This window comes from Ancylobacter crimeensis, from assembly GCF_023016805.1.
GTDB lineage: Bacteria > Pseudomonadota > Alphaproteobacteria > Rhizobiales > Xanthobacteraceae > Ancylobacter > Ancylobacter crimeensis.
Window position 1 is genome coordinate 172,980 of the sequence record NZ_JALKCH010000003.1, and the last position, 26,768, is coordinate 199,747.

General features: G+C 68.3%; 24 protein-coding genes. 11 read left to right on the top strand and 13 right to left on the bottom strand.

Annotated features, from left to right (window positions below; all coding sequences use genetic code 11):
* Positions 1-71 precede the first annotated feature (71 nt).
* From MWN34_RS05050 to MWN34_RS05070, 5 genes are all read left to right on the top strand, one after another.
* On the top strand, positions 72-1,382 hold the full coding sequence (locus MWN34_RS05050) for an ABC transporter substrate-binding protein (RefSeq protein ID WP_247027219.1): 1,311 nt from the start codon (positions 72-74) through the stop codon (positions 1,380-1,382).
* 115 nt (positions 1,383-1,497) lie between these two features.
* Positions 1,498-2,490 (top strand): PQQ-dependent catabolism-associated beta-propeller protein, encoded by a 993-nt coding sequence (locus MWN34_RS05055; protein WP_247027221.1) that lies wholly within the window; start codon positions 1,498-1,500, stop codon positions 2,488-2,490.
* 108 nt (positions 2,491-2,598) lie between these two features.
* Positions 2,599-3,402 (top strand): ABC transporter ATP-binding protein, encoded by an 804-nt coding sequence (locus MWN34_RS05060; protein ID WP_247027223.1) that lies wholly within the window; start codon positions 2,599-2,601, stop codon positions 3,400-3,402.
* Positions 3,399-4,247, top strand: a complete 849-nt coding sequence (locus tag MWN34_RS05065; protein WP_247027225.1) for an ABC transporter permease — start codon at positions 3,399-3,401, stop codon at positions 4,245-4,247. The genes MWN34_RS05060 and MWN34_RS05065 overlap by 4 nt, the downstream gene beginning before the upstream one ends.
* Before the next feature lie 23 nt (positions 4,248-4,270).
* On the top strand, positions 4,271-4,936 hold the full coding sequence (locus MWN34_RS05070) for a hypothetical protein (protein ID WP_247027227.1): 666 nt from the start codon (positions 4,271-4,273) through the stop codon (positions 4,934-4,936).
* 384 nt (positions 4,937-5,320) lie between these two features.
* Here the strand turns inward: MWN34_RS05070 and MWN34_RS05075 are convergent, their stop codons facing one another.
* The 6 genes from MWN34_RS05075 to MWN34_RS05100 form a co-directional block, all read right to left on the bottom strand.
* A complete protein-coding gene (locus tag MWN34_RS05075) occupies positions 5,321-5,920 on the bottom strand; it encodes a PQQ-dependent catabolism-associated CXXCW motif protein (RefSeq protein ID WP_425532060.1) in 600 nt (199 codons plus the stop codon).
* A 553-nt stretch (positions 5,921-6,473) separates the two neighbouring features.
* Positions 6,474-7,307 carry a substrate-binding domain-containing protein gene (locus MWN34_RS05080; RefSeq protein ID WP_247027229.1) on the bottom strand — a complete coding sequence of 278 codons (834 nt, stop codon included), beginning with the start codon at positions 7,305-7,307 and terminating at the stop codon, positions 6,474-6,476.
* 34 nt (positions 7,308-7,341) lie between these two features.
* Positions 7,342-7,935: a c-type cytochrome, methanol metabolism-related gene (locus tag MWN34_RS05085; protein WP_281502887.1), complete on the bottom strand. Its 594-nt coding sequence runs from the start codon at positions 7,933-7,935 to the stop codon at positions 7,342-7,344.
* 349 nt (positions 7,936-8,284) lie between these two features.
* Complete coding sequence (xoxF5, locus tag MWN34_RS05090) at positions 8,285-10,093, bottom strand: lanthanide-dependent methanol dehydrogenase XoxF5 (RefSeq protein WP_247027231.1); 1,809 nt, start codon at positions 10,091-10,093, stop codon at positions 8,285-8,287.
* 366 nt (positions 10,094-10,459) lie between these two features.
* Positions 10,460-11,452: a quinoprotein relay system zinc metallohydrolase 2 gene (locus MWN34_RS05095; protein WP_247027233.1), complete on the bottom strand. Its 993-nt coding sequence runs from the start codon at positions 11,450-11,452 to the stop codon at positions 10,460-10,462.
* A gap of 283 nt (positions 11,453-11,735) precedes the next feature.
* Positions 11,736-12,134 (bottom strand): c-type cytochrome, encoded by a 399-nt coding sequence (locus MWN34_RS05100; RefSeq protein ID WP_247027235.1) that lies wholly within the window; start codon positions 12,132-12,134, stop codon positions 11,736-11,738.
* A gap of 508 nt (positions 12,135-12,642) precedes the next feature.
* Here MWN34_RS05100 and MWN34_RS05105 point away from each other — a divergent pair.
* The 5 genes from MWN34_RS05105 to MWN34_RS05125 are packed head-to-tail and all read left to right on the top strand — an operon-like array spanning position 12,643 to position 16,693.
* Positions 12,643-13,302: an amino acid kinase family protein gene (locus MWN34_RS05105; RefSeq protein ID WP_247027236.1), complete on the top strand. Its 660-nt coding sequence runs from the start codon at positions 12,643-12,645 to the stop codon at positions 13,300-13,302.
* Positions 13,289-13,879, top strand: a complete 591-nt coding sequence (locus MWN34_RS05110; protein WP_247027239.1) for a flavoprotein — start codon at positions 13,289-13,291, stop codon at positions 13,877-13,879. The genes MWN34_RS05105 and MWN34_RS05110 overlap by 14 nt, the downstream gene beginning before the upstream one ends.
* A complete protein-coding gene (locus MWN34_RS05115) occupies positions 13,879-15,390 on the top strand; it encodes a DUF6513 domain-containing protein (protein WP_247027241.1) in 1,512 nt (503 codons plus the stop codon). Before MWN34_RS05110 ends, MWN34_RS05115 begins: the two co-directional genes overlap by 1 nt.
* Entirely contained in the window at positions 15,387-15,953 is a 567-nt protein-coding gene (locus tag MWN34_RS05120; RefSeq protein ID WP_247027243.1) for a DUF447 domain-containing protein, read from the top strand. The genes MWN34_RS05115 and MWN34_RS05120 overlap by 4 nt, the downstream gene beginning before the upstream one ends.
* On the top strand, positions 15,950-16,693 hold the full coding sequence (locus MWN34_RS05125) for a (5-formylfuran-3-yl)methyl phosphate synthase (protein ID WP_247027244.1): 744 nt from the start codon (positions 15,950-15,952) through the stop codon (positions 16,691-16,693). Before MWN34_RS05120 ends, MWN34_RS05125 begins: the two co-directional genes overlap by 4 nt.
* Before the next feature lie 606 nt (positions 16,694-17,299).
* Here the strand turns inward: MWN34_RS05125 and mgtE are convergent.
* The 7 genes from mgtE to MWN34_RS05160 form a co-directional block, all read right to left on the bottom strand.
* A complete protein-coding gene (gene mgtE / locus MWN34_RS05130; protein ID WP_247027246.1) occupies positions 17,300-18,727 on the bottom strand; it encodes a magnesium transporter in 1,428 nt (475 codons plus the stop codon).
* Positions 18,728-18,982: 255 nt separating this feature from the next.
* Complete coding sequence (locus tag MWN34_RS05135; RefSeq protein ID WP_247027248.1) at positions 18,983-20,098, bottom strand: LLM class flavin-dependent oxidoreductase; 1,116 nt, start codon at positions 20,096-20,098, stop codon at positions 18,983-18,985.
* A 127-nt stretch (positions 20,099-20,225) separates the two neighbouring features.
* On the bottom strand, positions 20,226-21,023 hold the full coding sequence (locus MWN34_RS05140; RefSeq protein WP_247027250.1) for a formylmethanofuran dehydrogenase subunit C: 798 nt from the start codon (positions 21,021-21,023) through the stop codon (positions 20,226-20,228).
* 1 nt (position 21,024) lies between these two features.
* On the bottom strand, positions 21,025-21,942 hold the full coding sequence (fhcD, locus tag MWN34_RS05145) for a formylmethanofuran--tetrahydromethanopterin N-formyltransferase (RefSeq protein ID WP_247027252.1): 918 nt from the start codon (positions 21,940-21,942) through the stop codon (positions 21,025-21,027).
* 274 nt (positions 21,943-22,216) lie between these two features.
* On the bottom strand, positions 22,217-23,881 hold the full coding sequence (locus MWN34_RS05150) for a formylmethanofuran dehydrogenase subunit A (RefSeq protein ID WP_247027254.1): 1,665 nt from the start codon (positions 23,879-23,881) through the stop codon (positions 22,217-22,219).
* Positions 23,878-25,146: a formylmethanofuran dehydrogenase gene (locus MWN34_RS05155; protein WP_247027256.1), complete on the bottom strand. Its 1,269-nt coding sequence runs from the start codon at positions 25,144-25,146 to the stop codon at positions 23,878-23,880. The genes MWN34_RS05150 and MWN34_RS05155 overlap by 4 nt, the downstream gene beginning before the upstream one ends.
* 33 nt (positions 25,147-25,179) lie before the next feature.
* Positions 25,180-25,575, bottom strand: coding sequence for a 4a-hydroxytetrahydrobiopterin dehydratase (locus MWN34_RS05160; protein WP_247027258.1), 396 nt, complete (start codon positions 25,573-25,575; stop codon positions 25,180-25,182).
* Positions 25,576-25,733: 158 nt separating this feature from the next.
* Here MWN34_RS05160 and MWN34_RS05165 point away from each other — a divergent pair, with 158 nt between their 5' ends.
* Positions 25,734-26,762: a beta-ribofuranosylaminobenzene 5'-phosphate synthase family protein gene (locus tag MWN34_RS05165; RefSeq protein ID WP_247027260.1), complete on the top strand. Its 1,029-nt coding sequence runs from the start codon at positions 25,734-25,736 to the stop codon at positions 26,760-26,762.
* Positions 26,763-26,768 lie beyond the last annotated feature (6 nt).

The following is a 26,768-nucleotide window of genomic DNA, read 5'->3' on the forward strand; positions in this document are numbered from 1 at the left end:
TTCTTCGAGAACTAATGGAAGGTCGGGCCCATCGAGGCTGACCCCGCGACACATTGACGGGACGGAACGCTGTGACGCTTTCATCAGGCAAGACGGTGCTGGGCAAACCGGTGCCCGGCAAAGACATGCCGACCATGTGGTCGACCGTTCGGCCCCTTCGCACCCTCGCCGCCCTTCTTGCCGCCGCGCCGCTGGCTCTTGCCATGCCGGGCGCCGGCTTCGCGCAGGACGCCACGCCGCAGGCGGCTCCCCAGCCAGCGCCCGCCAAGCCGGCCCCCAGCCCCGAGCAGACCTTCCGCTATGGCCTGCTGCGCATGGTACCGGAGCAGCCGCCATGGATCGCCCCCCTGAACGCTCCGCCGGAGGATCTCGGCATCGCCGGCGCCGAGCTCGGCATCAAGGACGCCATGACCAGCGGGCGCTTCCTCAAGCTGGACTACAAGCTCACGACGGAGGTCGTGCGTGCGGACGAGGATCCGCTGCCGGCGGCGCAGAAGCTGGTGGACGCCGGCAACAATTTCCTGCTGCTCGACGTGCCGACCGACCAGCTCCTGAAGATCTCCGACGCGCTCAAGGACAAGGACGTCATCCTGCTGAACATCGGCGCGCAGGACGATCGCCTCCGCCAGAAGGACTGCCGCGCCAACGTGTTCCACATCGCTCCCAACCGCGCGATGCTGACCGACGCGCTGGCCCAGTTCCTCATGACAAAGCAGTGGCGCAACTGGTTCCTGTTCGTCGGTCGTACCGACGACGACAAGCTCTATGCCGACGCGGTTCGCAAGTCGGCGAAGAAGTTCGGCGCCAAGATCGTCGCGGAGAAGGTGTGGGACTATGGACCCGACGCCCGCGCCACCGCGCAGTCGGAAGTGCCGCGCGCCACGCAGGTCGGCGAATACGACATCCTCGTCATCGCCGACGAGCTGGGCGAATTCGGCGACATCCTGCCCTACAATACCTGGCTCGCCCGCCCCACGGCCGGCACGCAGGGGCTGATGCCCGCCTCCTGGCACTACACCATGGAGAACTGGGCCGCCTCGCAGCTTCAGAACCGCTTCTACCGGCAGTATAAGCGGCTGATGCAGCCGCTGGATTTCCAGATGTGGGAAGGCGTCTTCTCCGTCGCCTCGGCCGGCATGAAGACCAAGAGCAGCGTCACCGACAAGGTGCGCGACCAGATGCTGTCGCCGGAATATGATCTGCCGGTGTTCAAGGGCGTGGCGGCCAGCTTCCGGCCGTGGGACCACCAGCTTCGGCAGGCGATCATCCTTGCCCACGCCACCAACTCGGTCGCGCTGTCGCCGCAGGCCGGCTATCTGCACCAGCGCACGCCGCTCGACACGATGGGCTTCGACCTGCCCGAGAGCCAGTGCAAGTTCTGACGGACCGGCCTGCCGGAACACGAGCCCGACAGGCGTGCCGTTCGCGTTCGACCATTGCCGCATCACCCGCAAGGCGCCGACCAGACGCGCCGGGAACGACCCCAAGGAGGAGAAGATGACACGCCGTATCCTGCTGAGCGCCGGCCTTGCCGCACTGGCGGGCCTGCTGACGGTCGCAGAGACCGCCCCCGCGCTCGCACAGGCGCGCGCCTTCGTCTCCAACGAGCGCGACCACACGGTCAGCGTCGTGGACGTGGACAGCCTGAAGCTGATCGAGACCATCAAGACCGGGCGCCGCCCCCGCGGCATCACCGCGAGCCCGGACGGCAAGCTGGTCTATGTCTGCGCCTCCGACGACAACCGCGTCGAGGTTTATGATTCGAAGACCTACAAGCTTGTGAAGACCCTGCGCTCGGGCCCCGACCCGGAGCTGTTCGTGCTCGCGCCCTCGGGCAACCCGCTTTACATCGCGAATGAAGACGACAGCATGGTCACCGCGGTGAACACGGAGAACAACGAGCTGGTCGCCGAGATCCCGGTCGGGGTCGAGCCGGAAGGCATGGGCGTGAGCCCGGATGGGCGCTACCTCGTCAACACCTCCGAAACGACCAACATGGCCCACGTCATCGACACCACCACCAATGAGGTGATCGAGAACGTGCTGGTCGACTCCCGCCCCCGCTACGCGCAGTTCAACCATGACGGCACCCAGCTCTGGGTCAGCTCCGAGGTTGGCGGCACCGTGGCGGTGATCGACCCGAAGAACGGATGGAAGATCATCAAGAAGATCTCCTTCGAGATCCCGGGCGTGAACAAGGATGCCATCCAGCCGGTCGGCATCCGCATCACCAAGGACGGCTCCACCGCCTTCATCGCCCTTGGCCCGGCGAACCATGTCGCGGTGGTGGACACCAAGACGCTGGAAGTGAAGAAGTACCTGCTGGTCGGCCAGCGCGTGTGGCAGCTCGGCTTCACGCCGGACGAGAAGCAGATCTTCTCCACCAACGGCAATTCGAACGACATCTCGGTCATCGACGTCGCCTCGGAAAAGGTGCTGAAATCGGTGCCGGTCGGCCGCCTGCCCTGGGGCGTGGTGATCGTCCCTTGAGTCGGCATCGTCCCGGCGGGCGCGCCTGAAAGGCGTTCGCCGTCATCATGTCCCGGCCGCCCTCGCCCGGCGACCGGGCTCCGGATGGAGGCCAGTGCGGATCGCTTCATGCAGATCGACGTTGCCACGCCGATGAGGGCCGGCACCGCATCCGAGGGGCCATCCGCCCTTTCGGTCGAGAAGGTCACGCATCGCTTCGGATCGCGCCTCGCGCTCGACGATGTGAGCCTCGACGTGCCGCGCGGCAGCTTCACCGCCCTGCTCGGCCCCAACGGGGCGGGCAAGACCACGCTGTTCTCGCTCGTGACCCGGCTTTACGACAACCGCACCGGTGCGATCCGCGTGCTGGGCCACGATGTGCGCCGGGAACCGGCCGCCGCGCTCTCACGCCTCGGCGTGGTGTTCCAGGCCCGGACGCTCGACCTCGATCTCTCCGTGCAGCAGAACCTCGTCTACCACGCCACGCTGCACGGCATCGGTTTCGGCCGCGCCCGGCAGCGCGCGCGCGAGGCGCTGGACCGCGTCGGCCTCGTCGACCGCGCGAAGGACAAGGTGCGCCAGCTTTCCGGCGGACAGATGCGCCGCATCGAGATCGCCCGCGCGCTCATCCACCGGCCGGACCTGCTGCTGCTCGACGAGCCGACCGTCGGCCTCGACATCGGCTCGCGCGCGGCCCTCGTCGCGGAGGTGCGCCGGCTCATCGCCAGCGACGGGTTGGGCGTGCTGTGGGCGACCCACATCATCGAGGAGATCGCCCCCGGCGACCGCATCGTCGTGCTGCATCGCGGCCGGGTGCGGGCGCAGGGCAGCTTCGCGGAGATGGTGGCGGACAGTGCCGGCGACCTGTCCGCCGCCTTCCTCGCGCTGGTGGACGAGGATGGCGCAAGCGGGCACGCGGGAGACGCGCCATGAGCTTCGTGCCAAACCGCGCCGCCAGCCGCCTGCCGCTCTCGGGCTATCTCATCTGCATGGCCGGAATCTGCTGGCGGGAATCGCTGCGCTTCGTCAACCAGCGCGGCCGCTTCCTGTCGGCGCTGGTGCGCCCGCTGGTGTGGCTCTTCATCTTCGCCGCCGGCTTCCGCTCGGTGCTGGGCGTCTCGATCATCCCGCCCTACGAGACCTACATCCTTTATCAGGTCTATGTCGCGCCGGGGCTGATCGCGATGATCCAGCTCTTCAACGGCCTGCAGTCCTCGCTCTCGATGGTCTATGACCGCGAGGTCGGCGCCATGCGCATCCTGCTGGTCAGCCCCTATCCGCGCTGGTTCCTGCTGCTGTCGAAGCTGGTGGCCGGCATCTGCGTCTCATTGCTGCAGGTCTATGCCTTTCTCGCCATCGCCTGGTTCTGGGAGGTCGAGGCTCCGCCCATCGGCTATCTCACCGTGCTGCCGGCATTGCTGCTGTCCGGGCTGATGCTGGGGTCGATGGGACTGCTGATGTCCTCGCTGTTCCGGCAGCTCGAGAACTTCGCCAGCGTCATGAACTTCGTGATTTTTCCGATGTTCTTCACCTCCTCCGCGCTTTACCCGCTCTGGAAGGTGCAGGAGAGCAGCCTGCCGCTCTGGTATGTCTGCCAGTTCAACCCCTTCACCTATGCGGTGGAGCTGATCCGCTTCGCGCTCTACGGCCAGTTCGAGCCCTTCTCCGCGCTTGTCGTCGCAGGGTGCTCCATCGTGTTCCTGATCGGCGCGATCATCGCCTATGATCCCTCTGCCGGACTGATGGGCCGCCGCGGCGGACCCGACGCGGCCAAATGACAAGAATTGCCCCGGAGACGCCCGTGCCCATCACCTCGCTCACCCGCCTGCGGCAGATGCCGAGACCTGCCCTCGCCTTCGCCGCCCTTTCCGCCGCGCTGCTTGCCTCTCCGCTGGCCGTCCTTCCGGCCGAGGCCGCCGCGCCCGCCGGCTCGCTGTGGCCCTGCATCCAGCCACGGGTGCAGACGCTCGCCGCCGGGCAGATGTGGGACGGTCCCTCGATCGACAACAACCTCGCCTGGCGTGACGATGCCCAGGTCGCCGAGCTGGTGCCCGTCATCGTGGCCCGCCGCACCACGATCGAGGATGCCACGGCCCGGATCGAGACGTTCGCCACGGCCGCCGGCCCGCAGAAGAATGCCCGGCTGACCCTGCTTTTCGCCGGCGCCTTCGACCAGATCAATTCGCTGCGCGCACGCATCCTCACCGGCATCGAGCGTTATGCCCAGCATCAGATCGACCTCTCCAACCGCATCAAGGACGAGAGCCTGCGCTTCGCCCAGGCCAAGAAGACCGCCACCACCGACGAGGCCCGCGCCAAGCTGGCCGACATCGAGCAGCAGGTTGTCTGGGACACCCGTATCTATGACAGCCGCACACAGGCGATGTCCGCGGTGTGCGAGAGCCCGGTGATCCTCGAACAACGCGCCTTCGCGCTGGCGCGGGCAATCCGGGGGTTGATGGACTGAACGGCGGGCGACGCCCTCATCAGTCTTGGCCGCGCGCCGTATCCTGTCGTTGCTCATGCCGCTCGCAGCGACCGAACGCGGCAGGCCGCGGTACGCCGGCCGGCCACCGAGAGCTGTTCCGCCCGAGGGACCGCGCACAACCCGGAGCCTTCACCGGCGTGAAATGAAGCGCGTCATGCTCCGCATATCCATGATACGCCGCGCTTCGCCCCACACGTTCCTGCCCTATGCGCGCATGGGCCCACCCGCATCCGGCGACCATTCCTCGTCCGCTTCCGCGACCGGGCCGGCGAAACAACACGTATGAAAAAGGCGGCGTCCGATCTTGGATCAGGAGGCCGCCCAATACACATCGTGACCCGCGCCGGAACCCGGCTAACGATCTTACTCCGCCGGCGCGACGCGCTCGAGCGGCAGGCCGGCCTTCGCCCAGCCGTCGCTGCCGGCGGGATACCAGGCCACGTTGCGATAGCCATAGGCGACGGCACGACGGGCCGCGTTCCACGACATCCAGCAATCGGTGAGGCAGTAGAAGACAAGCGGTGCACCGGGCCGCTCGGCAACGAGCGCATCGAGATGGCGGCGGAAATAGCCGTCCATCTCGGCGGAGAGCCCGCCATAGCCGGTATTGGCCAGCCAGAGGCTGCCGGGAATATCCTCGCGCGGCTTGTCGCGCCATACCGTGCCGGGTGCAAGATTAGCCGGCTTTACATCACGCGGCAGCACGTCGAGGAAAATGGCGCTTTTCTCGCGCCATAGCTGTTCAGCCGCCGCGGTGTCGAGCACCCGCGCGCCTTTCAGCGTCGCGGGCGTCGGGGCACGGTAATTTTCCATGCGATAACCATCCGGCTCCGCGACCGTGGTGACGGTTGTCGACGCGGAGGATGATTCGACCGGCGCCGCGCCGGTCTGCGCACCCGCGGGCGCGAGCGCGAACAGAACCAGCGCGAGGCCCGCCATCCCCATCCAGGCAAGGTGCACCATCGGCGAGCCCACCATCGGCCACAGCGCAGCACCGAAGGCGCCGACACGCCGGCCGATGCGCGCTCCAAGGCTCACCACCCGCCGCTGGCCCGCCCGCGCGACACGCTGGCGGCGCGCGAAGACGAGCGCTGCCCCCTGGTGCATCGGAAAAGGCTGCGCGATCGCGCCGACGATGCTGCCGGACTGGACCGTCAGCGCCGAGTGACCGGTCGCGACGGAGAACAGCGACGGCGCCTTCGTTGTTTGCGTCCGCAGCGTGCCGGTGCTTTCCGCGAGCCCGGCGCGCGTGTTCGGCTCGCCGGAGCGGGCCTCATAGCAGCGGCTCGCGGCAGATTCGCGAGAGGGCTGCGGGCGGGACGGCACGGTGCTGGCAGCCACGGGCGCATCAGCGACCGGGGCAAAAGCATCTGCCCTCATCTTTGCGTCTCCTCACTGGCGCCGACCCCTTCCCCCGTCTTGCTGCGGAGGCGCCATGGGCCGGCGCTCATCCGGCCGCCCGCCAGCGGCCGTGTTCCCTCTCCTGCCGCGCGCCTTCCGACGCGCGGTCACGGCCCTATTTCCCCGGCGCTATCGGCCGGTTGCGGTCGTCGAGCAGCGGTACCCCGTAATCAAGCAGGATCTTGTTGATTGCGGCCTGGTTCTCGACGATGAAGCCGTTGAGCTGGTGCTTCCAGTTGAGTTCGCCCGGGCGGATGCCGAAGGTGATGCGGTAGACCATTTGCGGGTCGCCCTTTTCCTTCACCAATGGCACCAGCGACAGCGGCGCTTCGGATTTTCGGGCATAATAGCCCGCGATCGGTCCCCACAATATGCCGGCGTCGATTTTGCCGGACACGATATCGCTGATCATCTCCTCTGCCGGACTCTCGTAACGACGGTCTACCACCAGCGAATAGGGCCGCGCAAAGCCCATGAGGCCGTCGCGTGCCAGCGCATCGCCCGGCGGGGTGCCCGCAATCACGCCGATATGCCGGCCTTTCAGCGCCGGATCGTCCAGATGGTCCACCTCCGCCAGCGGCCCGTCCTTTCGGGTGATCAGCACCCAGGCGGACTTGTAATAGGCGTTGGTGTTCAGCACCGGATCGGCGCCGGCGACATAGCCCATCACGATGTCGCAGACCTTGGCGCCCAGCGTCTTGCGGTAGAAGCCGGTGGCCTGCGGGAACCAGGTGTAATCGAGCACGATGCCGAGCTTCTGCGCCAGAAGCTCGGCGATCTTGTTCTCGAAACCCTCGCCCTTCTCATCGGTGAAGGGCATGTTGGCGGGATCCGCACAGACGCGCAGCGTGGACCGGTCCACGAGGTCCGCCACCTGCGCGGATGCCGGGGCGGGAACCGCCAGCGCGGCCCCGAACACGGCGAGGAGGCTGACGCCCAGCCTCGCCATAGCGGCGCGTACCCTGCCGACCTGCCGGGTCAGCCTAGTTGGGACGGCCGAAGCACTGGTTTTCATTGGCACCATACGCCTTCGTCTTGTCCTCGCGCTTGGAAGGACGCTCGCGCCCGAGAGCGCCGTCCGCGCGGGCCTTGAGATAGATGTAGAGGTCGTCGAGGTAGCACATGACGTTCAGGTTCTGGCCGAAGGCCGGCATCACCTGATCGGCGGTTCCATGCCCGACATTCTGCTTGCCGTTCACCACCGTCTCGGTGAACTCCTCATAGGTCATGGTCTTGAGCGAATTGGCCAGTGCGGGGGCGTAGCTGGAGCCCATGCCGTCCGGGCCGTGGCAGACATGGCATTCCGCATGATAGCGACGATAGCCGGAGTAGGTGAACCAGTCCATCGTACCGTCATTGGTGATGTGATAGGTCGGCCGTCCATCCTCGAGGGTGTACTTGCCGAGGTCGTCCTTGGTCGCCGCCTGGCCGCCTTCGGTCTTGGAGCCGTCCGGCGCGGTGCCGACGCCGGTGGTCGCGGCGGGCGCGGGCGCGGCCTGCTGGTCCTGTGCGAAGGCGACCGGCGCGGCGAGGCAGGCGGCAAGCAGGGCGGCCGGCACGATCCCGGCCAGGCGCATGCGCGCCAGCCCGCCAAGGCGCGCCTGCGCCATGCGAAGGATCGGCCGTCCGTAATCGTCGTTCATCATGAGGTTGCTCCCGAAGGCACCAGGCCCGGATGAAAGGTTGAGGCAGCGTGGCGGCAGCTGTCCGGCCAACAGCCTGGAATGATTTTAAGATTCTTATAAGGCGCGAGGTCCCGATACGGCGGGGCCTGGCACATCGATCCCGATGGCCAGGCCCCTCCCCGATCGTGTGGATGATTTCACGTTCCGGATTGGCGGGGCGGCGGCTGGCTGGCCAGCGCCGTCCCTTCCGTCGTCTGTCCCGCGGCCGGGAGGAACGGGCCTCCCGACGCACGCCTCCCGATCAGTTCGGGATGGCGAAGACGGTGAGCTGGCCGCCGAGGTTGGTGTAGTTGCTCAGGGCCGCATAGCCACCCACCGCACCGAGGCCGGCATTCGGGTCGGTCAGGCCGGCCGCAAGGCCGATGCCCGCCCAGCCACCGACACCCGACAGGATGGCGATGTACTGCTTGCCCTTGTGCTCATAGGTGGTGACGTTGCCGATGATGCCCGACGGGGTCTTGAACTTGTAGAGTTCCTTGCCCGTCTTGGCGTCCACCGCCTTCAGGTAGCCTTCGAGCGTGCCGTAGAACACCACGTCGCCGGCAGTGGCGAGGGCGCCCGACCACACCGAGAACGGCTCCGGCAGCGACCACACGATCTTGCCCTTGGTATTGTCCCAGGCGATGAAGTTACCCATGCCGCCATGGCTGTTCGGCGCCGGGAACATCGACAGGGTCGCACCGACATAGGGCTGTCCGGCGGTGTAGCTCACGCGGAACGGCTCGTAGTCCATGCAGACGTGGTTCGTGGGCACGTAGAACAGCTTGGTCTTGGGCGAATAGGCGCCCGGCTGCTGGTCCTTGGTGCCGAGAGCGGCGGGGCAGATGCCCTTGGTGTTCACGTCCTCGCCCTGCTGGGCGGTCGAGAACTGCGGCACCACCATCGGGCGGCCGAAGGTCGGGCTGCTGCGGTCCATGTCGACCTTGGTGGCCCAGTTCACCGCCGGATCGTACTTCTCGGCGACGAGCAGGTCGCCGCTGATGCGATCGAGGGTGTAGCCGAAGCCGTTACGGTCGAAGTGGGTGAGCAGCTTGCGCGGCTTGCCGTCGAACTCCTGATCCGTGAGGATCATCTCGTTGACGCCGTCATAGTCCCACTCGTCGTGGGGTGTCATCTGGTAGACCCACTTGGCGACGCCGGTGTCCGGGTCACGCGCCCAGATGGTCATGGACCACTTGTTGTCGCCGGGACGCTGCGAGGGGTTCCAGGTCGAGGGGTTGCCCGAGCCGTAATAGACGAGGTTGGCCTCGGGGTCGTAGGAATACCAGCCCCAGGTGCAGCCGCCGCCGATCTTCCACTGATCGCCTTCCCAGGTCTTCAGCGAGGAGTCCTTGCCGACCGGCTTGCCCAGCACGGTGGTCTTCTCCGGGTCGACCAGGATATCGCTGTCGGGGCCCATGGAGTAGCCGCGCCAGATCTGCTTGCCGGTCTTGATGTCGTAGGCGGTGACGTGGCAGCGCACGCCGAACTCGCCGCCGGAGATGCCGACGATGACCTTGTCCTTCACCGGCATGACGGTGGCGGTGTTGGTCTCGCCTTTCTTGGGATCGCCGTTGACGACAGACCACTTCTTCTCGCCGGTCTTGGCGTCCAGCGCGACGAGGGTGGTGTCCGCCTGGTGGAGGAAGATGATGCCGTCGGCATAGGCGAGACCGCGGTTGACGGTGTCGCAGCACATGACCGGAATGACGTTCGGGTCCTGCTTCGGCTCGTACTTCCAGACGATCCTGCCTTCGTTGTTCAGGTCGAGGGCATAGACGATGTTGGGGAAGGGCGTGTGGATGTACATCATGTCGCCGATGACGAGCGGACCGCCCTCATGGCCACGAAGCACGCCGGTCGAGAAGCCCCAGGCGACCTGCAGCTTGCCGACATTGCCGGCATTGATCTGGTCGAGTTTGGAGTAGCGGGTGTTGGCATAGTCACCGGTCTGGATGCCCCACTGCTTGGGGTCCTTGGTGATCGCCAGCACGCTGTCATTGGCCATGGCCGGCATGGCATAGACGGCAGCAGTCATCGAAAGCACAGCCGCGTACGCAAGCTTGCGCATCGTTATCTCCTCCTGAACGCGTTCCTCCGGGCACGGTCGACCGTTGCCAGTCGCATTCCGCCTCGGCTTTTCTTGTCTTTTGACGCTCATCTTCAGCAGCGTGTCACGACCGACTGGGGGAGAAACAGCCGGATTCACGGGGGCTACACCGCCCCAAGCTGGCCTACGAACCGAATCTCAGGGCTTTTCTGCCCCGAAACCGTTGAAGCTGAAGATGCGTGGACCCTAGACCGATTTTGAACACTCCGCAATAAGAACGAAGGGCAAATTCGGTTCTTATTATGAGTTTATGAGACCTTGCAGACCATATGGCGAGCAACCCCGAAGCCGCCTTCGCAATGCTGCAATGCAAAACATTTCAAGACCTTATTCCCACTCGAATTCATGGTAGGCCGCTATTGCATTGCGGGCGGCAAACTCATCGAAAAGCGCCCATTTGCCGGCTTGCGAACGCCCCGCGATCTCGGACGCCTTACCCATTTGGACACCCTCTGCGATGAGGCGCCGCACCTCCGTTCGTAGGGTGTCGAGATACGTCCATTCCGCCTCCCCGCCGTTCGGCCAGTCGACCGAGGCGGGGCCATGTCCGGGAATCGCGGTGGAAGCCTCCCGCTTCTTCAGCCCCTCCAGCACGGTGAGCCAGCCCTGCAGGCTGCCGTCGAGCGTCGGCACATGGCCGACGAAGAGCAGGTCGCCCAGCAGCCAGGCCCCGGTCCGGGCGTCGCGCACCGAAAGGTCGTTGTCCGTGTGGGCGGTCGGGTGCGCCTCGAGCTCCAGCACGCGGTTGCCGAGGTCGAGCGTCAGCCGGTCCTCCACCAGCAGTTCGGGCAGCACGATCTGCGTGCCCTCCCCTTCCGCACCGAGCAGTCGGCGGACCTGGTCGAGATAGGTGTCCTGCCGGGCGGCGAGCGCGCGGGGCAGCTTGTGGTGGCCGACGAAACGCACGTCTGCGCCGACGAAAGCGGCATTGCCGAGCACATGGTCGGGATGCATGTGGGTGTTGATGACGTAGCGCACGGGCCGGTCCGTCACCGCCTTCACCGCGGCGGCGAAGCGCAGGCCGGCAAGGCGGCTGTTGCCGGTGTCGATGATCGCCGCCGCATCGTCGCCGATCACCACGGCCATATTGGCGATCGCCCCGCCATTGCCGGGGCCGACAAGCTCATAAGGCGCGGAAAAGACATGAAGGCCGGGCGCGACCTCCTTCAGCGTCATCTCCGCCGGCATCGCCGCGAAGGCGCAGCCGCAGGGCGGCCACAGGACCGGCGCCGACGCCAGAAACCCGCCGGCGACGCCGAGGGAAAGCGCGCGGCGACGGGTGAGCAGCGGGCGGGTGGGCAACGGAAATGTGCGATTCATGTCGCCTTCCCGACAAGGGTGGCCGCAGCCTGCCCGGCCCGGAAGGGTCGCTCAACATGCGGCTCGCCCGGCAGAGGACAATCCGGCGTGATCAGCCGCCGGTTTTGGTCCGGCGGGTCCCGTCCGATCCCGTGCTCCGCAGCACCGCCGGGCTGCACGCCCACAGGCAATGCCCGGCACGCCGGGCACGGCTTGCGTTGGGGGCCCGCAAAAGGCCGTCCGGCGGAAGCGGGAGCCCGGCACGGCCGGATCACGCCGCACGGCCGCGGCGATCAGCGCCCGATCACTGCGCCTTCTTGCCGGTCGCGTCGAACTGCGACAGGAAGGCGATCAGGTCGGCGCGGTCGCCATCCTTCGGCAGGCCGGCGAACACCATCTTCACGCCCGGCATGTCGGCGCGCGGATTGGCGAGATACTTGTCGAGCTGCTCGGCGGTCCAGGTGTCGCCGGCGGCGTTGTGGCCCTTCAGCGTGTCGGAATAGTCGAAGCCCTCGATCGCGCCCATCTTGCGGCCGACGATGCCGTTCAGCTCCGGCCCGACCTTGTTGACCGCGCCTTCGCCGATGGCGTGGCAGGCCATGCACTTCTTGAACACGGTAGCGCCCTTGGTCGCATCGCCGTCGGCGAGCGCGACGGTCGAGCCGAGAGCGACGAGGGTGGCAGCAAGGAGAATGCGGTTCATCGGAGTCCTTCCCAGGCAAACAGTTTGTTCGGACGCGCCGTCATCGCGGCGCTTGAGCCGGGGCGCACCATAGCGCCTCGCTTAGAACGATCCTAGTTAGCCGATCGGGCCAGAACCCGCGGCGTCGACACGACATTGCTGCAGGACAATGCGGAATTGGAACAATGTGGACCTGCGGCATGGCGCCGCGAGCCGGATTTCCATTCATTCCTGCACAGAAACGGGCTGTTTTTCCCCTTCTTTTTCCGAAATTTCTCCGAACGCGACCGGAAAATCGAGCATTTGCGACGGATCGCCACGCCCGTTTTCCACGCACGGGCACGCTTCCCCTTGGTCAGACTTTCCCGAACCGGCAAGGATGCAGGGGAATGTGCCTGGTTTGCCTGCCCGCCTGCCCGCCGTTGCCCCGGGCGGCGCACCGGCCATCCACGCCTTTCGCCGGGACCGGACCCGGCCCTGGGAGGGGCCGGGTATCCATGCCGCCCGCAGATGCATTAGAACACCGGCCATGGCTGACATCCCGCGTGACACCCCGCCCCCTGCGCCGCCCGCCGGCATCGAGGTGCTGAAGCTCGGCGGCAGCCTGCTCGGCGCTGAGGGGGCCCATCCGCGCCTTGCCGAACTGCTCGCCGCGCTCGCGGCGCGCGGCGCGCCGCTGGTCGTCGTCGCGGGCGGCGGTACGCTGGCGGATGCGGTGCGCGCACTGCAGCCCCGCCTCGGCCTTTCGGAAGCCTGCTGCCACCAGATGGCGATCCTCGCCATGGAGCAGACGGCGCTGGCATTGGCCGACCTCGGCCCCGGCCTTCTGCCCTGCGCGGATGAAACCGGAATCACAGCCGCCCACGCCGCCGGCCGTGCCGCGCTGTGGCTGCCCTCGCACCTCGCCGGAGCGGCCGAGGTGCCCGCAAGCTGGGAGGTGACCTCCGACAGCCTTGCGCTGTGGCTCGCCATCCGGCTCGGCGCCGCCCGGCTCACCCTGGTGAAGGCGGCCCGCGTCGAATGGCCTCTGGGGCCGCCGGAACGCTGGGCGGCGGACGGGCTGGTTGATACCTATCTACCGATTCTCGCGCGCCGCTTTGGCGGCGAGGTGCGGGCGCTGTCCGTCGCGGATGCGCTGGCGGACCTCGGCACGGGCGCGCCACAAGGACAGGACGATGACGGACATTGAGGTCGGGATGGCGGACGATGCGCAAACCGATGCGGGCACCTATCCGCGCTGGGGCTGGGCGCTCACCGGCTCCGGCCATTTCTTCACCGAATCGATCGAACTGATCCGCGAGCTTGGCGCGGTGGACCTGTTCGTCTCCGCGGCTGCGGACGAGGTGCTGCGCATGTACCGGCAGAGCTTGCCGGCCGGCACCCGCATCTTCCGCGAGACCACCGCCAGCTCGGTGCCGGTCGGCCGGTTCTATGAGAGGCTCTACCACACGCTCATCGTCTCGCCGGCCTCCTCCAACACGGTGGCGAAATGCGTCTACGGCATTTCCGATACGCTGGTGACGAACTGCTTCGCCCAGGCCGGCAAGTGCCGGGTACACTGCATCGTGTTCGCCTGCGACACCGCGCCCGAGATGATCACCACCGCGCCCAAGGGCGAGGTGCCGGTCTATCCGCGCCGGATCGACCTCGAGAACACCGCGAAGCTCAAGAGCTTCGACGACACCGCTGTTGTCGAATCGGTTGACGAATTGCGGGCCGCGGTCGCCGCCCGCCGCCTCGTCCTCGCGCGGCAGGGCGCCGCCTGATGGCCGCGACCGGCGACGAGGATGGGGACGGTGACGGGACCACGCCGCGCGAGAGGATCGCGCTCGTCACCGGCTCGCTCGCCGAACCGCGCCTCGTCAAGATCGCCGGCGAGATCGCGGATGCGCGCATCGACCCGGTGGTGGTCAGCGTCGGCGTGAAGGTCGCCGCGCTGATGACGCCGGAGATCGTCGAGCGCCGGCTGAAGCTGCCCGAGGGCACCGACCGCGTGCTGATGCCCGGCCGCTTCAAGGGCGACCTCGAACGGCTCGAAGCCTTCTTCGGCGTGCCCTTTGCCCGGGGACCGGAGGAGATGGCGGACCTGCCGGATTATTTCGGCCTCGAACGCCGCGCCGTCGACCTCTCCCGGCAGGACGTGACGATCTTCGCCGAGATCGTCGATGCCACCGTGCTCGACATCCCCGAGCTCATCGCCAAGGCGAAGGGGCTTGCGGCCGACGGGGCGCAGGTCATCGACCTCGGCTGCCTGCCCGCCACCCCCTTCCCGCATATGGAGGAGGCGATCGCCGCCCTTCAGGCGGAGGGGCTAAGGGTCAGCGTCGATTCGCTCGACCCCGCCGAGCTGCTGCGCGCCACCCGGGCCGGCGCCGACTATCTGCTCAGCCTGAGCGAGGAGACCATCCATATCCTCGACGAGGGCCCGGCGACGCCGATCCTCATCCCCACCCGCCCGGCCGACTTCGATTCCCTGATGCGGGTCATCGAGACCTGCCGCGCAAAGGGACGCCCCTTTCTCGCCGACCCGATCCTCGAACCCATCCATTTCGGCTTCACCGCCTCCATCGAGCGCTATGCCGAGCTGCGCCGCCGCGAGCCCGACATCCCGATCCTGATGGGCATCGGCAATGTCACCGAGCTGACCGACGCCGACACCACCGGCATCAACGCCATCCTCATGGGCATCATCTCCGAGCTGCGGCTCAACGCCGTGCTGGCGGTGCAGGTGAGCCCGCACTGCAAGACCGCGGTGCGCGAGTTCGACCGGGCGGCGCGTGAATTCATCGCCGCCCGCGAGGCCGGTGCGCTGCCGCAGGGCTTCGGCGGCGGCCTGATGGCGCTCCGCGAGCGCAAGCCCTTCGCCGCCCCGCCCGAGGAGGTCGTCCGGCTCGCCGGCGAGGTGCGCGACCGCAATTTCCGCGTCGAGGTGGCAGCCGACGGCGTGCACATCTACAACCGCGACGGCCACCAGGTCGGAACCGATCCGTTCGCGTTCTTCCCGAAGCTCGGCGTGGAGACCGACGGCTCGCACGCCTTCTATCTCGGCGTCGAGCTAGCCCGCGCCGAGATCGCGCATCTCCTGAACAAGCGCTACGCGCAGGATGAGCCGCTGCGCTGGGGCGTCGCCGGGGCAACGGTGGCGAGCGCGGAGGACGCGCATCGTTTGACATTCAAGGAGGCGGGCTCGACCCTGAAGGCGGCCCGCGAGAAGGCGCGCGAGGCCTCGCAGGGCGCCGCAGAAAAGACCGCAGAAGGAAAGGCGGAAGAACCGTGATCCGCGAGACGATCGTCACCACCCGTTCGCTGGCGGGCGAGCCGCACATCGCGCCCATGGGGGCGAGCGTGATCGAGGGCGGCTACCTGCTCCAGCCGTTCCGGCCCTCGCGCACGCTGGAAAACCTCGCCGCCACCCGCATCGCGGTCGTCAACTTCACCGACGACGTCCGCATCTTCGCCGGCTGCGTGGTCGGCCGGAAGATGCAGGTCGACATCGAGAAGGCGAGCCGGCTGGATTGCCCGCGCCTCGCCGCCGCGCTGGCGCATGACGAGATCACGGTGGAGCGCGTCGAGGACGACCCGCAGCGCCCGCGCTTCTTCTGCAAGACCTATCACCGCGAAGGCCACACCCCCTTTCTCGGCATGAACCGCGCCAAGGCCGCGGTGCTGGAGGCGGCGGTGCTGGTGAGCCGGCTGTCCATGCTGCCCGACGAGAAGGTCGATGCCGAGATGGCCTATCTCGCCATCGCGGTCGAGAAGACCGCCGGCCCGGAGGAACTGGAGGCCTGGGGCTGGATGAAGGAAGCCATCGCCGAGCACCGCCGGAAGCGCGCCTCATGAGCCCGCGCAACCGCCTGCTCGCCAGCGTCGCCGATCTCGCCGAAATGGAGATGGCCCGCCTCGGCGGCGCCGACATCGTGGACCTCAAGCAGCCGGCCTTCGGCGCGCTCGGGGCGTGGAGCGAGGAATCGCTCACCGCCGCGGTGGCGCTGTGGAACGGCTGGGGGCCCTCGCGCCCGCTGATCAGCGCCACGGCCGGCGACCAGCCCATGGTGCCGGCCATCCTGCGCGAGGCGGCGCAGACCATCGCCCGCACCGGGGTGCCGATGGTCAAGGTCGGCCTGTTCGATTCGCCCCATGCGGGGGCTTGCGTCGAAGCGCTGGCTCCCCTTGCCGCCGGCCACCGCATGATTGCGGTGCTGTTCGCCGACCAGCGGCCGGATGTCGCGCTGCTGCCGCTGCTCGGCCGGGCGGGCTTTGCCGGGGTGATGCTGGACACCGCCGACAAGAAGCAGGGTCCGCTCACCCGCCATCTCGACCTGCTGACGCTCTCGCAATTCGTGGTGGAGGCCCGCGCACAGGGGCTTCTCACCGGCCTTGCCGGCTCGCTCAGGATCGAGGACATCGCCCCGCTGGCCGGGCTCGGGGCCGATTATCTCGGCTTCCGCGGTGCTCTGTGCGCAGGCGGGCGCACCGGCGCCCTCGACGCCGCGCGCCTTGCCGCCGTGCGCACCGAACTCCACCGCGCGGCGCAGGCGGCACGCGGGGCCGACGAGCATGAGGGCGAGCGGGACGCGTGAGATGCGCCCGGCTATGCCGCTACCCCGCTACCCCGCAGCCGCGCCGCTGTCGCCTCGCCCGGCTCCGTCCATCGTGGAGGACAACGGCCACCATCCGCACCCGGCCCCAGCCGCGAACGCTCCTCCCGAATGCCCCCTGAACCTCTCCCCGACCGGGAGAGTCGGCGCGCGACGCTGGGCAAGGGGGGAGCGTGGCTCGTAACGGAGAAGCACAGGCCTCCTCACCCCAACACTTCTCCCCAATGGGGCGAGAGAGCCGGTGCGCGGGAGCAGGAGCGGGTGCCGCGTCCATCGCCGCCGCGCCGCGGGCATCGCTGAACGCCCCGGCCTCGCGCCGAAGGTAACCAGCTCCGGCCGCAAACGCTCCCCCGAACGCCCCCCTGAACCTCTCCCCGATCGGGAGAGGTCGGCGCGCGGCGCCGGGCAAGGGGGAGCGTGGCTCGTAACGGAGGAGCGCTAAGGCCCCATCACCCCAACCCTCTCCCCAATGGGAAGAGGGAGTCCGGTGCGCGGGAGCAGGAGCGGGTGTCGCGTCCATCGCGGCCGCCCCCCGCCGCCGCGCGGCACCGCGGGCGTACCCGACCTTCTGAGCCCCGCGCGCTCCGCCTACAGCAGCGTCCCGTGCAGGATCACCAGCGCGACGGAGAAGTAGATCACGAGACCCGTCACGTCGATGAAGGTCGCCACGAAGGGCGCGGAGGCGCTGGCCGGGTCGAAGCCCAAGCGGCGCAGCGCGAAGGGCAGCATCGAGCCGATCAGCGAGCCGAAGGTGACGATCGCCACCAGCGCGGAACCGACCGTCAGCGCCACCAGCATCCAGTAGGGGCCGTAATCGTGCAGCCCGATGAGCTGCCAGGCGGTGATGCGCACCATGCCCAGCGTGCCGAGAATGGCGCCGAGCGCAAGGCCCGAGGGCAGTTCGCGCAGCGCCACCCGCCACCAGTCGCCCAGCTGGATCTCATGCAGCGCCAGCGCCCGGATGATGAGCGAGGTCGCCTGCGAGCCGGAATTGCCGCCCGAGCTCATGATGAGCGGAATGAACAGCGTCAGCACGATAGCCCGTTCGAGCTCGCCCTCGAAATGCTGCATCGCGCTGGCGGTGAACATCTCGCCGAGGAACAGCACGCACAGCCAGCCGGCGCGCTTCTTCAGCATGGAGAGGAAGCCGATCTCCATATAGGGCTCGTCCAGTGCCTCCATGCCGCCGAACTTCTGCGCGTCCTCGGTCGCCTCCTCGATCATGGCGTCCATCACGTCGTCGACGGTGACGATGCCGAGCACATTCTCGCGCTCGTCCACCACCGGTACGGCGAGGAGATCGTATTTCAGGATGAGGCGCGCCACATCCTCGCGGTCCATCAGCGGATCGACCGTGATCGGGTCGTGGCTCGGCGCCACCGAGAGCAGCGGCTGGTTGGGCTCGCCGGTGATGAGCCGGCGAAGCGTCACCGCCTTCAGCAGCTTGTGGCTGGCCGGATCAAGCACATAGATGGCGTAGATCGTCTCGCGGGTGCGCTCGATGGCGCGGATGTGGCGCAGCGTGTCGCCGATGGTCCAGTTGGCCGGGGCGGTGACGAACTCGGTCGTCATAAGGCTGCCCGCGGTGTGCTCGGGCCAGGAGAGCAGCCGGTTCAGCTCGTTCTGGGTTTCGGCCGGCAGACGTCCGAACAGCTCGCTGCGCGCCGGCTCCTCCATCCAGCGAAACAGGTCCGCGGCGCGATCCGCCGACATGGCGGTGATCACGCGCACTGCCTCCTCACCCGGCAGCGCCTCTATGAGGTCGTTGGACAGGTCGAAATCGGGCAGGTCGAGCACCTCGATCCGGCGCTCATGGGGCAGGCTGGCCAGAACCGCGGCGGCGGTTTCCGGCTCCTGCTCGTCAAGCGCGGCGGCGATGTCGGCGGGGTGCTCCCCGGCCAGCTCGGCCGCCAGCGCGACCGGGTCCACGGGGCCGTCCTGAAGGGTGTCGGCACGGGCATCCGCGCGGACGGCATCGAGGCGGCGGTCTTCCGCCGGATCGCGGATTTCGTTCATCTCGGCTCGCTTTCCGTCGTTCCAGCCGTAAGCGGCGGAGCGCGGCGAGCCGAAGCCTCAGTCTACCCGGGGCGTCTGGCGCGCAGCGGCCGCTTCCGGCCGGAACAATCGACTGTAACTGTCGCTGGGCATCGGGTTGAGGTCAGGGTTGTGGTCAAAGAACGATGCAAACCGGCCCCTGCGGGGCGCAGAGCCCGCTGCATCGCGGCGGTGTCAGTGAACCTGTCGCATGACGCTGTCAAGACGGTAGCGCCCTCACGACGCCGTGCCATGCTCCTCCTGCAGAGCGGCGCTGTCGCCGCCCGTCACGGCCGCGACGTCAGGCCTGCCCACGCCCAGTTCCCGCCGGATCACCGGCGCAACTCTCATGCCGAACAGCTCGATCGAGCGGAGCACCTCGCGGTGCGGCGCCGGGCCGAGGCTCGACTGCATCATGAACCGGTCATGATGGAAATAGCCGTGCTGCGCGAGGATCTTCTCGGCCACCTCATCGGGGGAGCCGAGCACCAGATTGCCCGCCGGCTGCGTGCTGGCGTCGAACCGCGCGCGGGACAGAGGCGGCCAGCCGCGCTCGCGCCCGAGCCGGCCCATCACCTCGGCATAGGCCGGGAACAGCGCATCCGCCGCGGCCTGATGCGATTCACCGACGAAGCCATGGGCGTTGATCGAGACCTTCAGCCGCGCCGGATCCTGCCCCGCCCGGCGGCCGGCCTCGCGATAGAGCTCCACCAGCGGGGCAAAGCGCCGCGGCTCGCCGCCGATGATGGCGATGGCGAGCGGCAGGCCGAGCGCACCCGCCCGCGCCACCGATTGCGGCGTGCCGCCGACCGCGATGGTGATCGGGATCTCCCGCTCCGGCCGGGGATGGACGGCGATGTCGTCCAGCGCCGGGCGATGGGCGCCGTGCCACGTCACCGGCGCGCCGGTCGCGCCCGCCGCGCGCAGCTTCAGCAGCAGGTCCAGCTTCTCGGTGAACAGGGCGTCGTAGTCGTCGAGGTCGTGGCCGAAGAGCGGGAAGGATTCGATGAAGGAGCCGCGCCCCACCATGATCTCGGCGCGCCCGCCGGAGAGGAGGTCCAGCGTGGTGAATTCCTGGAACACCCGCACCGGGTCGTCGGAGGACAGCACGGTGACGGCGCTGGTGAGCCGGATCGTCTTCGTCCGCGCCGCCGCCGCCGCGAGAATCACCGCCGGGGTGGAGGCGAGGTAGTCGGCGCGGTGATGCTCGCCGATGCCGAACACGTCGAGCCCCACCGCATCGGCCAGCGCGATCTCCTCCAGGAGATGCGCCATGCGCTTGGAGGGCAGCATGGTCCGCCCGGTGTCCGGGTCGGTGCCGAGATCGGCGAAGGTGTAGAGCCCGAGTTCCATGGCCGCCTCCTGAGCGCAGGTTCCGCGCCCGGCTCATCTAGGCGGCGGCGGCGCCCGCGGGAAGGCGCGGGCGCGCAGGCGTTGGTGTGCAGCGATGCAAGGAGCGGCGGCTCGGCGCGGCGGCGGCTCAGACCACCAGCACCTCGCCCTGCCCGCCCATCAGCGTATCGCCGACGATGCGGCGGGCGTGGGTGGCGCCGCCGAGGAAGCCGGCAAGCTCCGGCACCCGGCGGGCGATCAGGCGCAGCGCGATCATGTCGTGGCTGCCGGTGTCGATGAAGCCGGCCGGCAGTTCGGGCGCGGCGTGCAGCAGCACGGTGCCGCGCTTCATGCCACGGCCGAGCTGGGGCCCGGCCCCGCCCGCCACCGCGACGGTGCCGGCGATCATATCGGTGGCGAGCCCCTCGCCCGCCGCGCCGCCCACGGTGATGAGCCCGCCGCGCTGGCGCTCGGCCAGAAACGGACCGGCATTGCCGCGAATGGCGAGCAGCCCGCCCGACATGCCGCGTCGCGAACCGGAGGACGCACCGCCCGCCCGTTCGCCGGCATGGCCGGCCAGCTCGATCACGCCGCCGGACATCTCCGCGCCGAGAAAGGCCCCCGCGGAGCCGGCGATGCGCAGCACGCCCCCGCTCATGCCCTGCCCGGCCCAGGCGCCGACCGCGCCATCGACGATGATCTCGCCCGCCTCCAGCCCGGCGCCGACATGGTCGAGCCGCTCGTCGCCGATCTCGATCAGCAGCACGCCGTCCGGTCCGCTTTCGACGAAGAACAGCTCCGCCAGCGGCAGGCGCGCCGCGCCATGGGGCACCGCGAGGCGTTCGATCTCGGCGCGGCTGAGCCCGGCGAGCCCGCTCGGGGTGATGCCGGTGAGGTCGGCGCGGGTGGCGAAGGGTGCGCGCGGTTTCAGGTGAAGTCCGGCCATCTCACTTAGCCCCCGTGGCGTCAGCGCCCATGATCTCGCGCAGCTTGAAGTGGAACGGGCCGAGATTGCCGCCGTAATTGCCGGCGTCGATCGCGATGACACCCGCCGCCGCGCCCAGCTCGCACACCGCGGCAATACCCGCCTTCGTGCAGGCCGCGACCGAATCGAAGCTCACGCCGTCGATCACGATCTCCATCACCGAGCCGGTCTCCGGGGTCAGCGCGCTGTCCACCGTGCCGTAGAGCGTCGGGCAGTAGTGGTGGTTGGTGGAGGCGAAGAGCCCCTTGTACTTCGAGCCGACCTTTGAGCCGGAGCGCACCACGCCGCCCGGGAAGGGCAGGATGTTGCCCGGCACCTTCGTCATCGCCGCCACGGCGACCTCGGCCGCCTTCAGCGCCTGCCCGCGCGAGCGGGCGAGGATGAGGAAATTGCCGCCGCCGACACCTTCCACCGAGCCGGTGTCCTCGTCGCAGACGAACTCGCCCTCCATCACCGGCACGCGCCAGAAGCGTTTCGCGTCGATCTTCTTGGAGATCTGGTAGCCGTCGCCGAAATAGCGGATCGTCTTGGCCATCGGCACCCGCTTGCCCTCCTCGACGCCGGCATAGCAGGCGGTGGTCGGGCAGGTGAGGATGCACTGGCCGAGGCGCAGCGGCACCACCTTCTTCAGCGAGCCGAAATCCATCGCGAAGATGAGGATGGAAACGCCGGGGCGGCCATCGGGGGTTTCTTCCGGCGCCAGCGTGCGCTCGATGCCGGCCTCGCAGCCGCAGCCGATGACGGAGGTGGCGAAGCCCGTGGTGACGCGGCCGGCGGTCAGCGCCCAGTCCGGCGTGTCGGCGGTGATGATCAGCCTCGTGCCGACCATGGGAAAGGCTTCGGCGAAGCTGTCGCGGATCTCGACGCCGTTGATGATCATCGGACGGTCTCTCGAAGGCTCGGCCGCCCCACCGCGCGGCCGATGCGGCCGGGACGGGACGAAGCGGAAGATGGGAAACGGAACGCGGCGGAGCCGCGAAGACATGGAACGACGCGCGCCCTTGCGAAGCCGGCCCTCACCGACGAGCGGCCGCCTTTCCCCCTCTCCCGGCGCGATGCGCCGAGCTCTCCGCCTTGGGGAGAGGCTAAGGGGAAGCGCACGGCGGCGCAGGGCTTTGAAGCATCGCCGCCGGAGGGAAATCCCGCCCCCGTCCTCACGAGCCCGTCCTCTCGCATTTCAGGATGGTCGGCCCGGCGCCACCGCGCAGCTCTCCGTCGGAAATGCGGAAATGCTTCGCCTTGAGGCCGATGGCTTCGTCGAACCAGCGGTCCATGTCCTTCTCGATGCCGCGATCGAATTGCGGCCGCGCGACATGGGTGGTGCCGGTCACGGTCTCGACGATCTCGCCGTCCTTCACGATGAGCGTGCCGTTCTTGAAGACGTAGCGGGCCTTCGAGAACATCTTCTCGGCATCGGAATCGGGCGTGTGCACCACCACGTCGCCGACGCCGCCCGTCCGGAGATGGCCCTTGTCCTTCAGGTTCAGGATGCGGGCGGGCGCGGCGCGGGTGAGGATGGCGATCTCCTCCAGCGAATATTCACGGGTGATCTCCGGCAGCAGCGTGTGCTTCTGCGCCGCCTTGTTCAGCGTGGCGAGCTGGGCGTTGCGGAAGTCGCGGTCCATCAGCAGCCGGATCAGGTGCGGATAGGTGGTGAAGGGGCCGCCATTGGGGTGGTCGGTGGTCAGGAAGATCCGCCACGGGTCTTCCACCAGCAGGAACAGCTCCAGCCCGATCGCCCATTGCAGGGCGTTGACGAAATTGCGGTCGCGATATTCGAACGGCACCACGCCGCAGCCGGCATCGAGTTCGATGTCCATGCCGATGGACTTCTTCGGACTGCCGAGCGGGCGGTTGCGGTATTGCGACATGTAGTCGGCGGAAGCGGTGATGGTCTGGCCGAACATCACCTGCCCGACATCCACCGAGATGTTGGGATTGGCGTTCACCATCTCGGCGATGCGCGCCGCGGAGGAGGAGAAATGCTTGTCGCCCTCGGTGCCGTAGGAGTGGAACTGGAGGTGGGTGAGGTGCAGCCGCCGCCCCTCCGCCGCCGCGATGGTGGCGATGGTGGTCTCGTCATTGCCCGGCACACCGAGATTGCAGCCGTGCAGATGGATCGGGTGCGGCAGGTTCAGTTCGGTCACCGCCCGGATCAGCGTCTGCAACACCTTGCGCGGGGTGTTGCCGTAATGCGGGTTGGCCTCGTCGAGGTCGAGCTTGCGGGCGTTGAACTTGAAGGCGTTGATGCCGCCCGGATTGACGATCTTGATGGCATAGGCCTGCGTCGCCTCGACCATCCAGCCGACATAGGCGTTGATCTGCTCCTGCGCCGCGCCGGTGGCCAGCAGGCGCTGGAGGTAATCGTCCGAACCCAGCACCAGATAGGCGCCGGTGTCGAGATTGGGGATGTCCGCCATCTCCAGATGCGCGCCGCGGGCATTCGAGCCGACCATCGCCGGCTCGAACACCGTGGTGTAGCCGAGCTCGGCATAGCGGCAGCCGGTGGCGTGGGCGGAAGGGCTGGCCCGCCCGCCGCCGCAGCCGCAGAACGCACCGGGCATCTCGGGATAGGCGCGGCGGTCCTCCTGCATCAGCAGGCGGGCGAGGTTCATCTTGCCGCCGGCGATGTGGCTGTGCAGGTCGATGCCGCCGGCCATCACGATATCGCCGCCGAGGTCGTATTCCTCGGCCGGAAGGTCCGTCGGTTCGACGAGGCGCCCGTCGGCGATCTCGATGGTGCGGGTGGCGCCGGTGGCGACGCCGTTCTCGCCATGGGTCGGGTCGAGGACCCGGCCGCCGGTCAGTCGAACTCTCATGCCGCTTCTCCCGCGATGAGGCGCACAGCCTCGGCGACGCTCGGCAGCGTCGCGACGCGCAGGGCGCCGAGCGGCAGGCTTACGATGGAATCCATGCGGAACACCGTGCCGGCATGGTCGATGCCAGGGGTTCCCACGGGAATGAACACTTCCGGCGGGCGCGCAAAGCGCGTCTCCGGATGGGCGATGGCGATGACCGGCCCGTCGAATTCCGGCGGCGGCTCGGGCCGGAAGGCCGAGACCCACACCAGGAGGTCGGCGTCCTTCAGGGCGGCGGCGGTCGAGAACAGGGTGCCGTCATGCTCGGCGATCTGCGAGCGGATGGCGGTGCGCAGCGGATAGCCGATGCGCCAGAGCAGCATCTGGTTGACGCCGATGATGTTATCGCGCCCGCCGAGCGGGAACACGCCGGCGCGGGTGGTGACGTTCAGCGCGTCGACAAGCGCGGTGGCGCGTTCCGCCACCAGCGCGCCGACCTGCCCGCCATCGCCGGACAGCGTGGCGCTGTTCCAGGTGACGACGGCGTAGCCGGCATCCTTCAGCGCCGCGGCGGCGGCGGCGAGATCGGCCGTCGGCACGCCGCCGATCGTCTCCCCGCGCAGGGTGCGACCCTGCACCCCGCCGACCACCGCCTCCAGCGCCGCCACGAGGTCGGTGGGCTCCAGATGCACGATGTCGGCATGGCCGAGCTGCCCGCGCGCCTTCTCCCCCGGCGCGGCGCCGAGGAAGATGACCTTGCGGGAGGACGCGAAGAGCGGGTTCGGCGGCACGATGCGCTCGAACAGGCGGCCGAACACGGCGGTCGGGTCGTCGCCGATCACGAGGAGCACATCGCAGCGGTTGCGGACCTCGGCGAGCGTGGTCGACAGCCAGCCGGTGCGCTGGGCCGCGGTGTAGTTGCGGAACAGGCCTTCCGATGCGTAATGGTCGATGACCCCGCCGAACCGGCCGACGAGATCGAGCACCGCGCGGCCGCCGTCGATGTCGACCCCGAGCCCGGCGACCAACGTGGCCTTCGCGCCGGCCAGCAGGACCCGCGCGGCGTCGAGCGCATCGGACTCACTGGTCACCACACCGGACTGACTGCACTGCGGAACCGGGGCGTCCGCGCGGCGCAGGAAGAGCTTCGCCGCCTCCGGGCAGACCACGTCGCGGGCGCGCACCATGCGCCCGTCGGTTTCCACCGTCAGATCGTCGCAGCCGAGGCCGCAGAAGCCGCAGACGACGTCCCGGACGGTGCGCGGAGCGCTTTCAATCTCTGACATGCTCAACGTGCTCTGAATGCAAATGAAACGGGCTCAGTCATATTTGATATAGGCAAACCGGAGATCCCCATGGGGCGTTCCCGCCAGCGCTGTGCCGGGCTCCGCGCCCGGCTGCCAACCCACGACATCCTCTATCTTTTTCGCGAGCTGCAGGTCGCGCTCGGTGATGCCCTTGGCGTCGTGCGACATGAGCCGCACCTCCACCCAGGCGTAGGAGGCGGTGATGTCCGGGTGATGCCACGCGGCCTCGGCCAGATGCCCGACCGTGTTGATGACCATCAGCGTACCTTTCCAGCTCGAGGTGCGGTAGGTACGGCGAATCCAGCCATCCTCAAGCCGCCAGGCGGGAAGCTCGGCGGCAAGGCGGGCGGCGATCTCCTGGTCGGAGAGGGTCTTCTTGGGATCGATTTTATCGGGATCGATCGCCATGGCGTTCATCCTCCGCTCGGGTCCCGCCCGTTCTGGCGCGGACGGCTATGCCGGATTCGGTAGCACGCCCTCTGCCGCGACGGCAAACAATCATGCCGCATCCGCCGCGCTTGTCGAAAAACCGGCCGAGGCCTTACGATGGGGACGAGGAAACGCCTGTGAACACAACACGTCTGTCCCTGGATGCGGCCCGCGCGGAAGCGGATGACGCCGTGGTGCGCGTCACCGCGCCGGGTCGCTTGCATCTTGGATTTCTGGACCTCGCCGGCACGCTCGGGCGTCGCTTCGGCAGCCTCGGCGTGAGCCTCGAACGGCCCGCCACGATCGTCTCGCTACAGCGCGCGGCGGCACTCGAGGCGACCGGGCCCGATGCGGAAAGGGCGGCCGCCGCGGTCGAAAAAGCCGCACGTCGCTTCGATCTCGATACGCGCGTTAAGGTCCATGTCGAGGCCGCGCTGCCGCCCCATTCGGGGCTCGGCTCCGGCACTCAGATGGCGCTCGCGGTCGCTGCCGGGCTTGCCGCGCTGCAGGGCAAGACTCTGACGCCGCGCGAGATCGCCCAAGCGCTCGGGCGCGGCGCACGTTCGGCCATCGGCATCGGCGCCTTCACCGACGGCGGGGTCATCCTCGACGGCGGCAAGGCAGTGGGGACCGGTGCGGGAGACGCCCCCCCGCCCATCCTCTCCCGCCTGCCCTTCCCCGAGCACTGGCGCATCCTGCTCGTCTACGACCACGGCCATCGCGGCCTCAGCGGGTCTGAGGAAGTGACGGCGATGAACGAGCTTCCGCCCTTCGCGAATGGCCTCGCCGGCACCCTCGCCCGGCTCACCGTGATGAAGGCGCTCCCCGCGCTCGTCGAGGATCAGGTGCGACATTTCGGCGAAGCCGTGGGGGAAATGCAGAGATTGCTCGGTGACCACTATGCGGGCGTACAGGGTGGCCGCTATACGAGCCCTCATGTCGCCGAAGTCATGGCGTGGATCGAGGCGGCCGGCGTGCCCGGCGTCGGCCAGAGTTCCTGGGGTCCAACCGGCTTCGCTTTTCTCGGCTCGCCCGACGAGGCGGAGCGACTGATCGGCGAGGTGCGCGCCCGCTTCGGTGCGTCGCCTCATCTGGCTTTCGATTGCGTCCGCGGCAGCAATGCCGGAGCGCGGATCGAACGGCTTGCCTGCCTCGCGCAGCGCTGAGCGGCG

What these genes read in the sequence shown, in the direction of transcription:
- MWN34_RS05135 (WP_247027248.1), bottom strand. Translation starts at nt 20,098, where the DNA reads ATGGAACTCGGGCTCTACACCTTCGCCGATCTCGGCACCGACCCGGAC.
- mgtE (WP_247027246.1), bottom strand. Translation starts at nt 18,727, where the DNA reads ATGAACGAAATCCGCGATCCGGCGGAAGACCGCCGCCTCGATGCCGTC.
- MWN34_RS05125 (WP_247027244.1), top strand. Translation starts at nt 15,950, where the DNA reads ATGAGCCCGCGCAACCGCCTGCTCGCCAGCGTCGCCGATCTCGCCGAA.
- MWN34_RS05080 (WP_247027229.1), bottom strand. Translation starts at nt 7,307, where the DNA reads ATGGCGAGGCTGGGCGTCAGCCTCCTCGCCGTGTTCGGGGCCGCGCTG.
- MWN34_RS05060 (WP_247027223.1), top strand. Translation starts at nt 2,599, where the DNA reads ATGCAGATCGACGTTGCCACGCCGATGAGGGCCGGCACCGCATCCGAG.
- MWN34_RS05095 (WP_247027233.1), bottom strand. Translation starts at nt 11,452, where the DNA reads ATGAATCGCACATTTCCGTTGCCCACCCGCCCGCTGCTCACCCGTCGC.
- MWN34_RS05160 (WP_247027258.1), bottom strand. Translation starts at nt 25,575, where the DNA reads ATGGCGATCGATCCCGATAAAATCGATCCCAAGAAGACCCTCTCCGAC.
- MWN34_RS05150 (WP_247027254.1), bottom strand. Translation starts at nt 23,881, where the DNA reads ATGAGAGTTCGACTGACCGGCGGCCGGGTCCTCGACCCGACCCATGGC.
- MWN34_RS05055 (WP_247027221.1), top strand. Translation starts at nt 1,498, where the DNA reads ATGACACGCCGTATCCTGCTGAGCGCCGGCCTTGCCGCACTGGCGGGC.
- MWN34_RS05100 (WP_247027235.1), bottom strand. Translation starts at nt 12,134, where the DNA reads ATGAACCGCATTCTCCTTGCTGCCACCCTCGTCGCTCTCGGCTCGACC.
- MWN34_RS05110 (WP_247027239.1), top strand. Translation starts at nt 13,289, where the DNA reads ATGACGGACATTGAGGTCGGGATGGCGGACGATGCGCAAACCGATGCG.
- MWN34_RS05105 (WP_247027236.1), top strand. Translation starts at nt 12,643, where the DNA reads ATGGCTGACATCCCGCGTGACACCCCGCCCCCTGCGCCGCCCGCCGGC.
- xoxF5 (WP_247027231.1), bottom strand. Translation starts at nt 10,093, where the DNA reads ATGCGCAAGCTTGCGTACGCGGCTGTGCTTTCGATGACTGCTGCCGTC.
- MWN34_RS05065 (WP_247027225.1), top strand. Translation starts at nt 3,399, where the DNA reads ATGAGCTTCGTGCCAAACCGCGCCGCCAGCCGCCTGCCGCTCTCGGGC.
- MWN34_RS05085 (WP_281502887.1), bottom strand. Translation starts at nt 7,935, where the DNA reads ATGCGCCTGGCCGGGATCGTGCCGGCCGCCCTGCTTGCCGCCTGCCTC.
- fhcD (WP_247027252.1), bottom strand. Translation starts at nt 21,942, where the DNA reads ATGATCATCAACGGCGTCGAGATCCGCGACAGCTTCGCCGAAGCCTTT.
- MWN34_RS05115 (WP_247027241.1), top strand. Translation starts at nt 13,879, where the DNA reads ATGGCCGCGACCGGCGACGAGGATGGGGACGGTGACGGGACCACGCCG.
- MWN34_RS05155 (WP_247027256.1), bottom strand. Translation starts at nt 25,146, where the DNA reads ATGTCAGAGATTGAAAGCGCTCCGCGCACCGTCCGGGACGTCGTCTGC.
- MWN34_RS05140 (WP_247027250.1), bottom strand. Translation starts at nt 21,023, where the DNA reads ATGGCCGGACTTCACCTGAAACCGCGCGCACCCTTCGCCACCCGCGCC.
- MWN34_RS05075 (WP_425532060.1), bottom strand. Translation starts at nt 5,920, where the DNA reads ATGGTGCACCTTGCCTGGATGGGGATGGCGGGCCTCGCGCTGGTTCTG.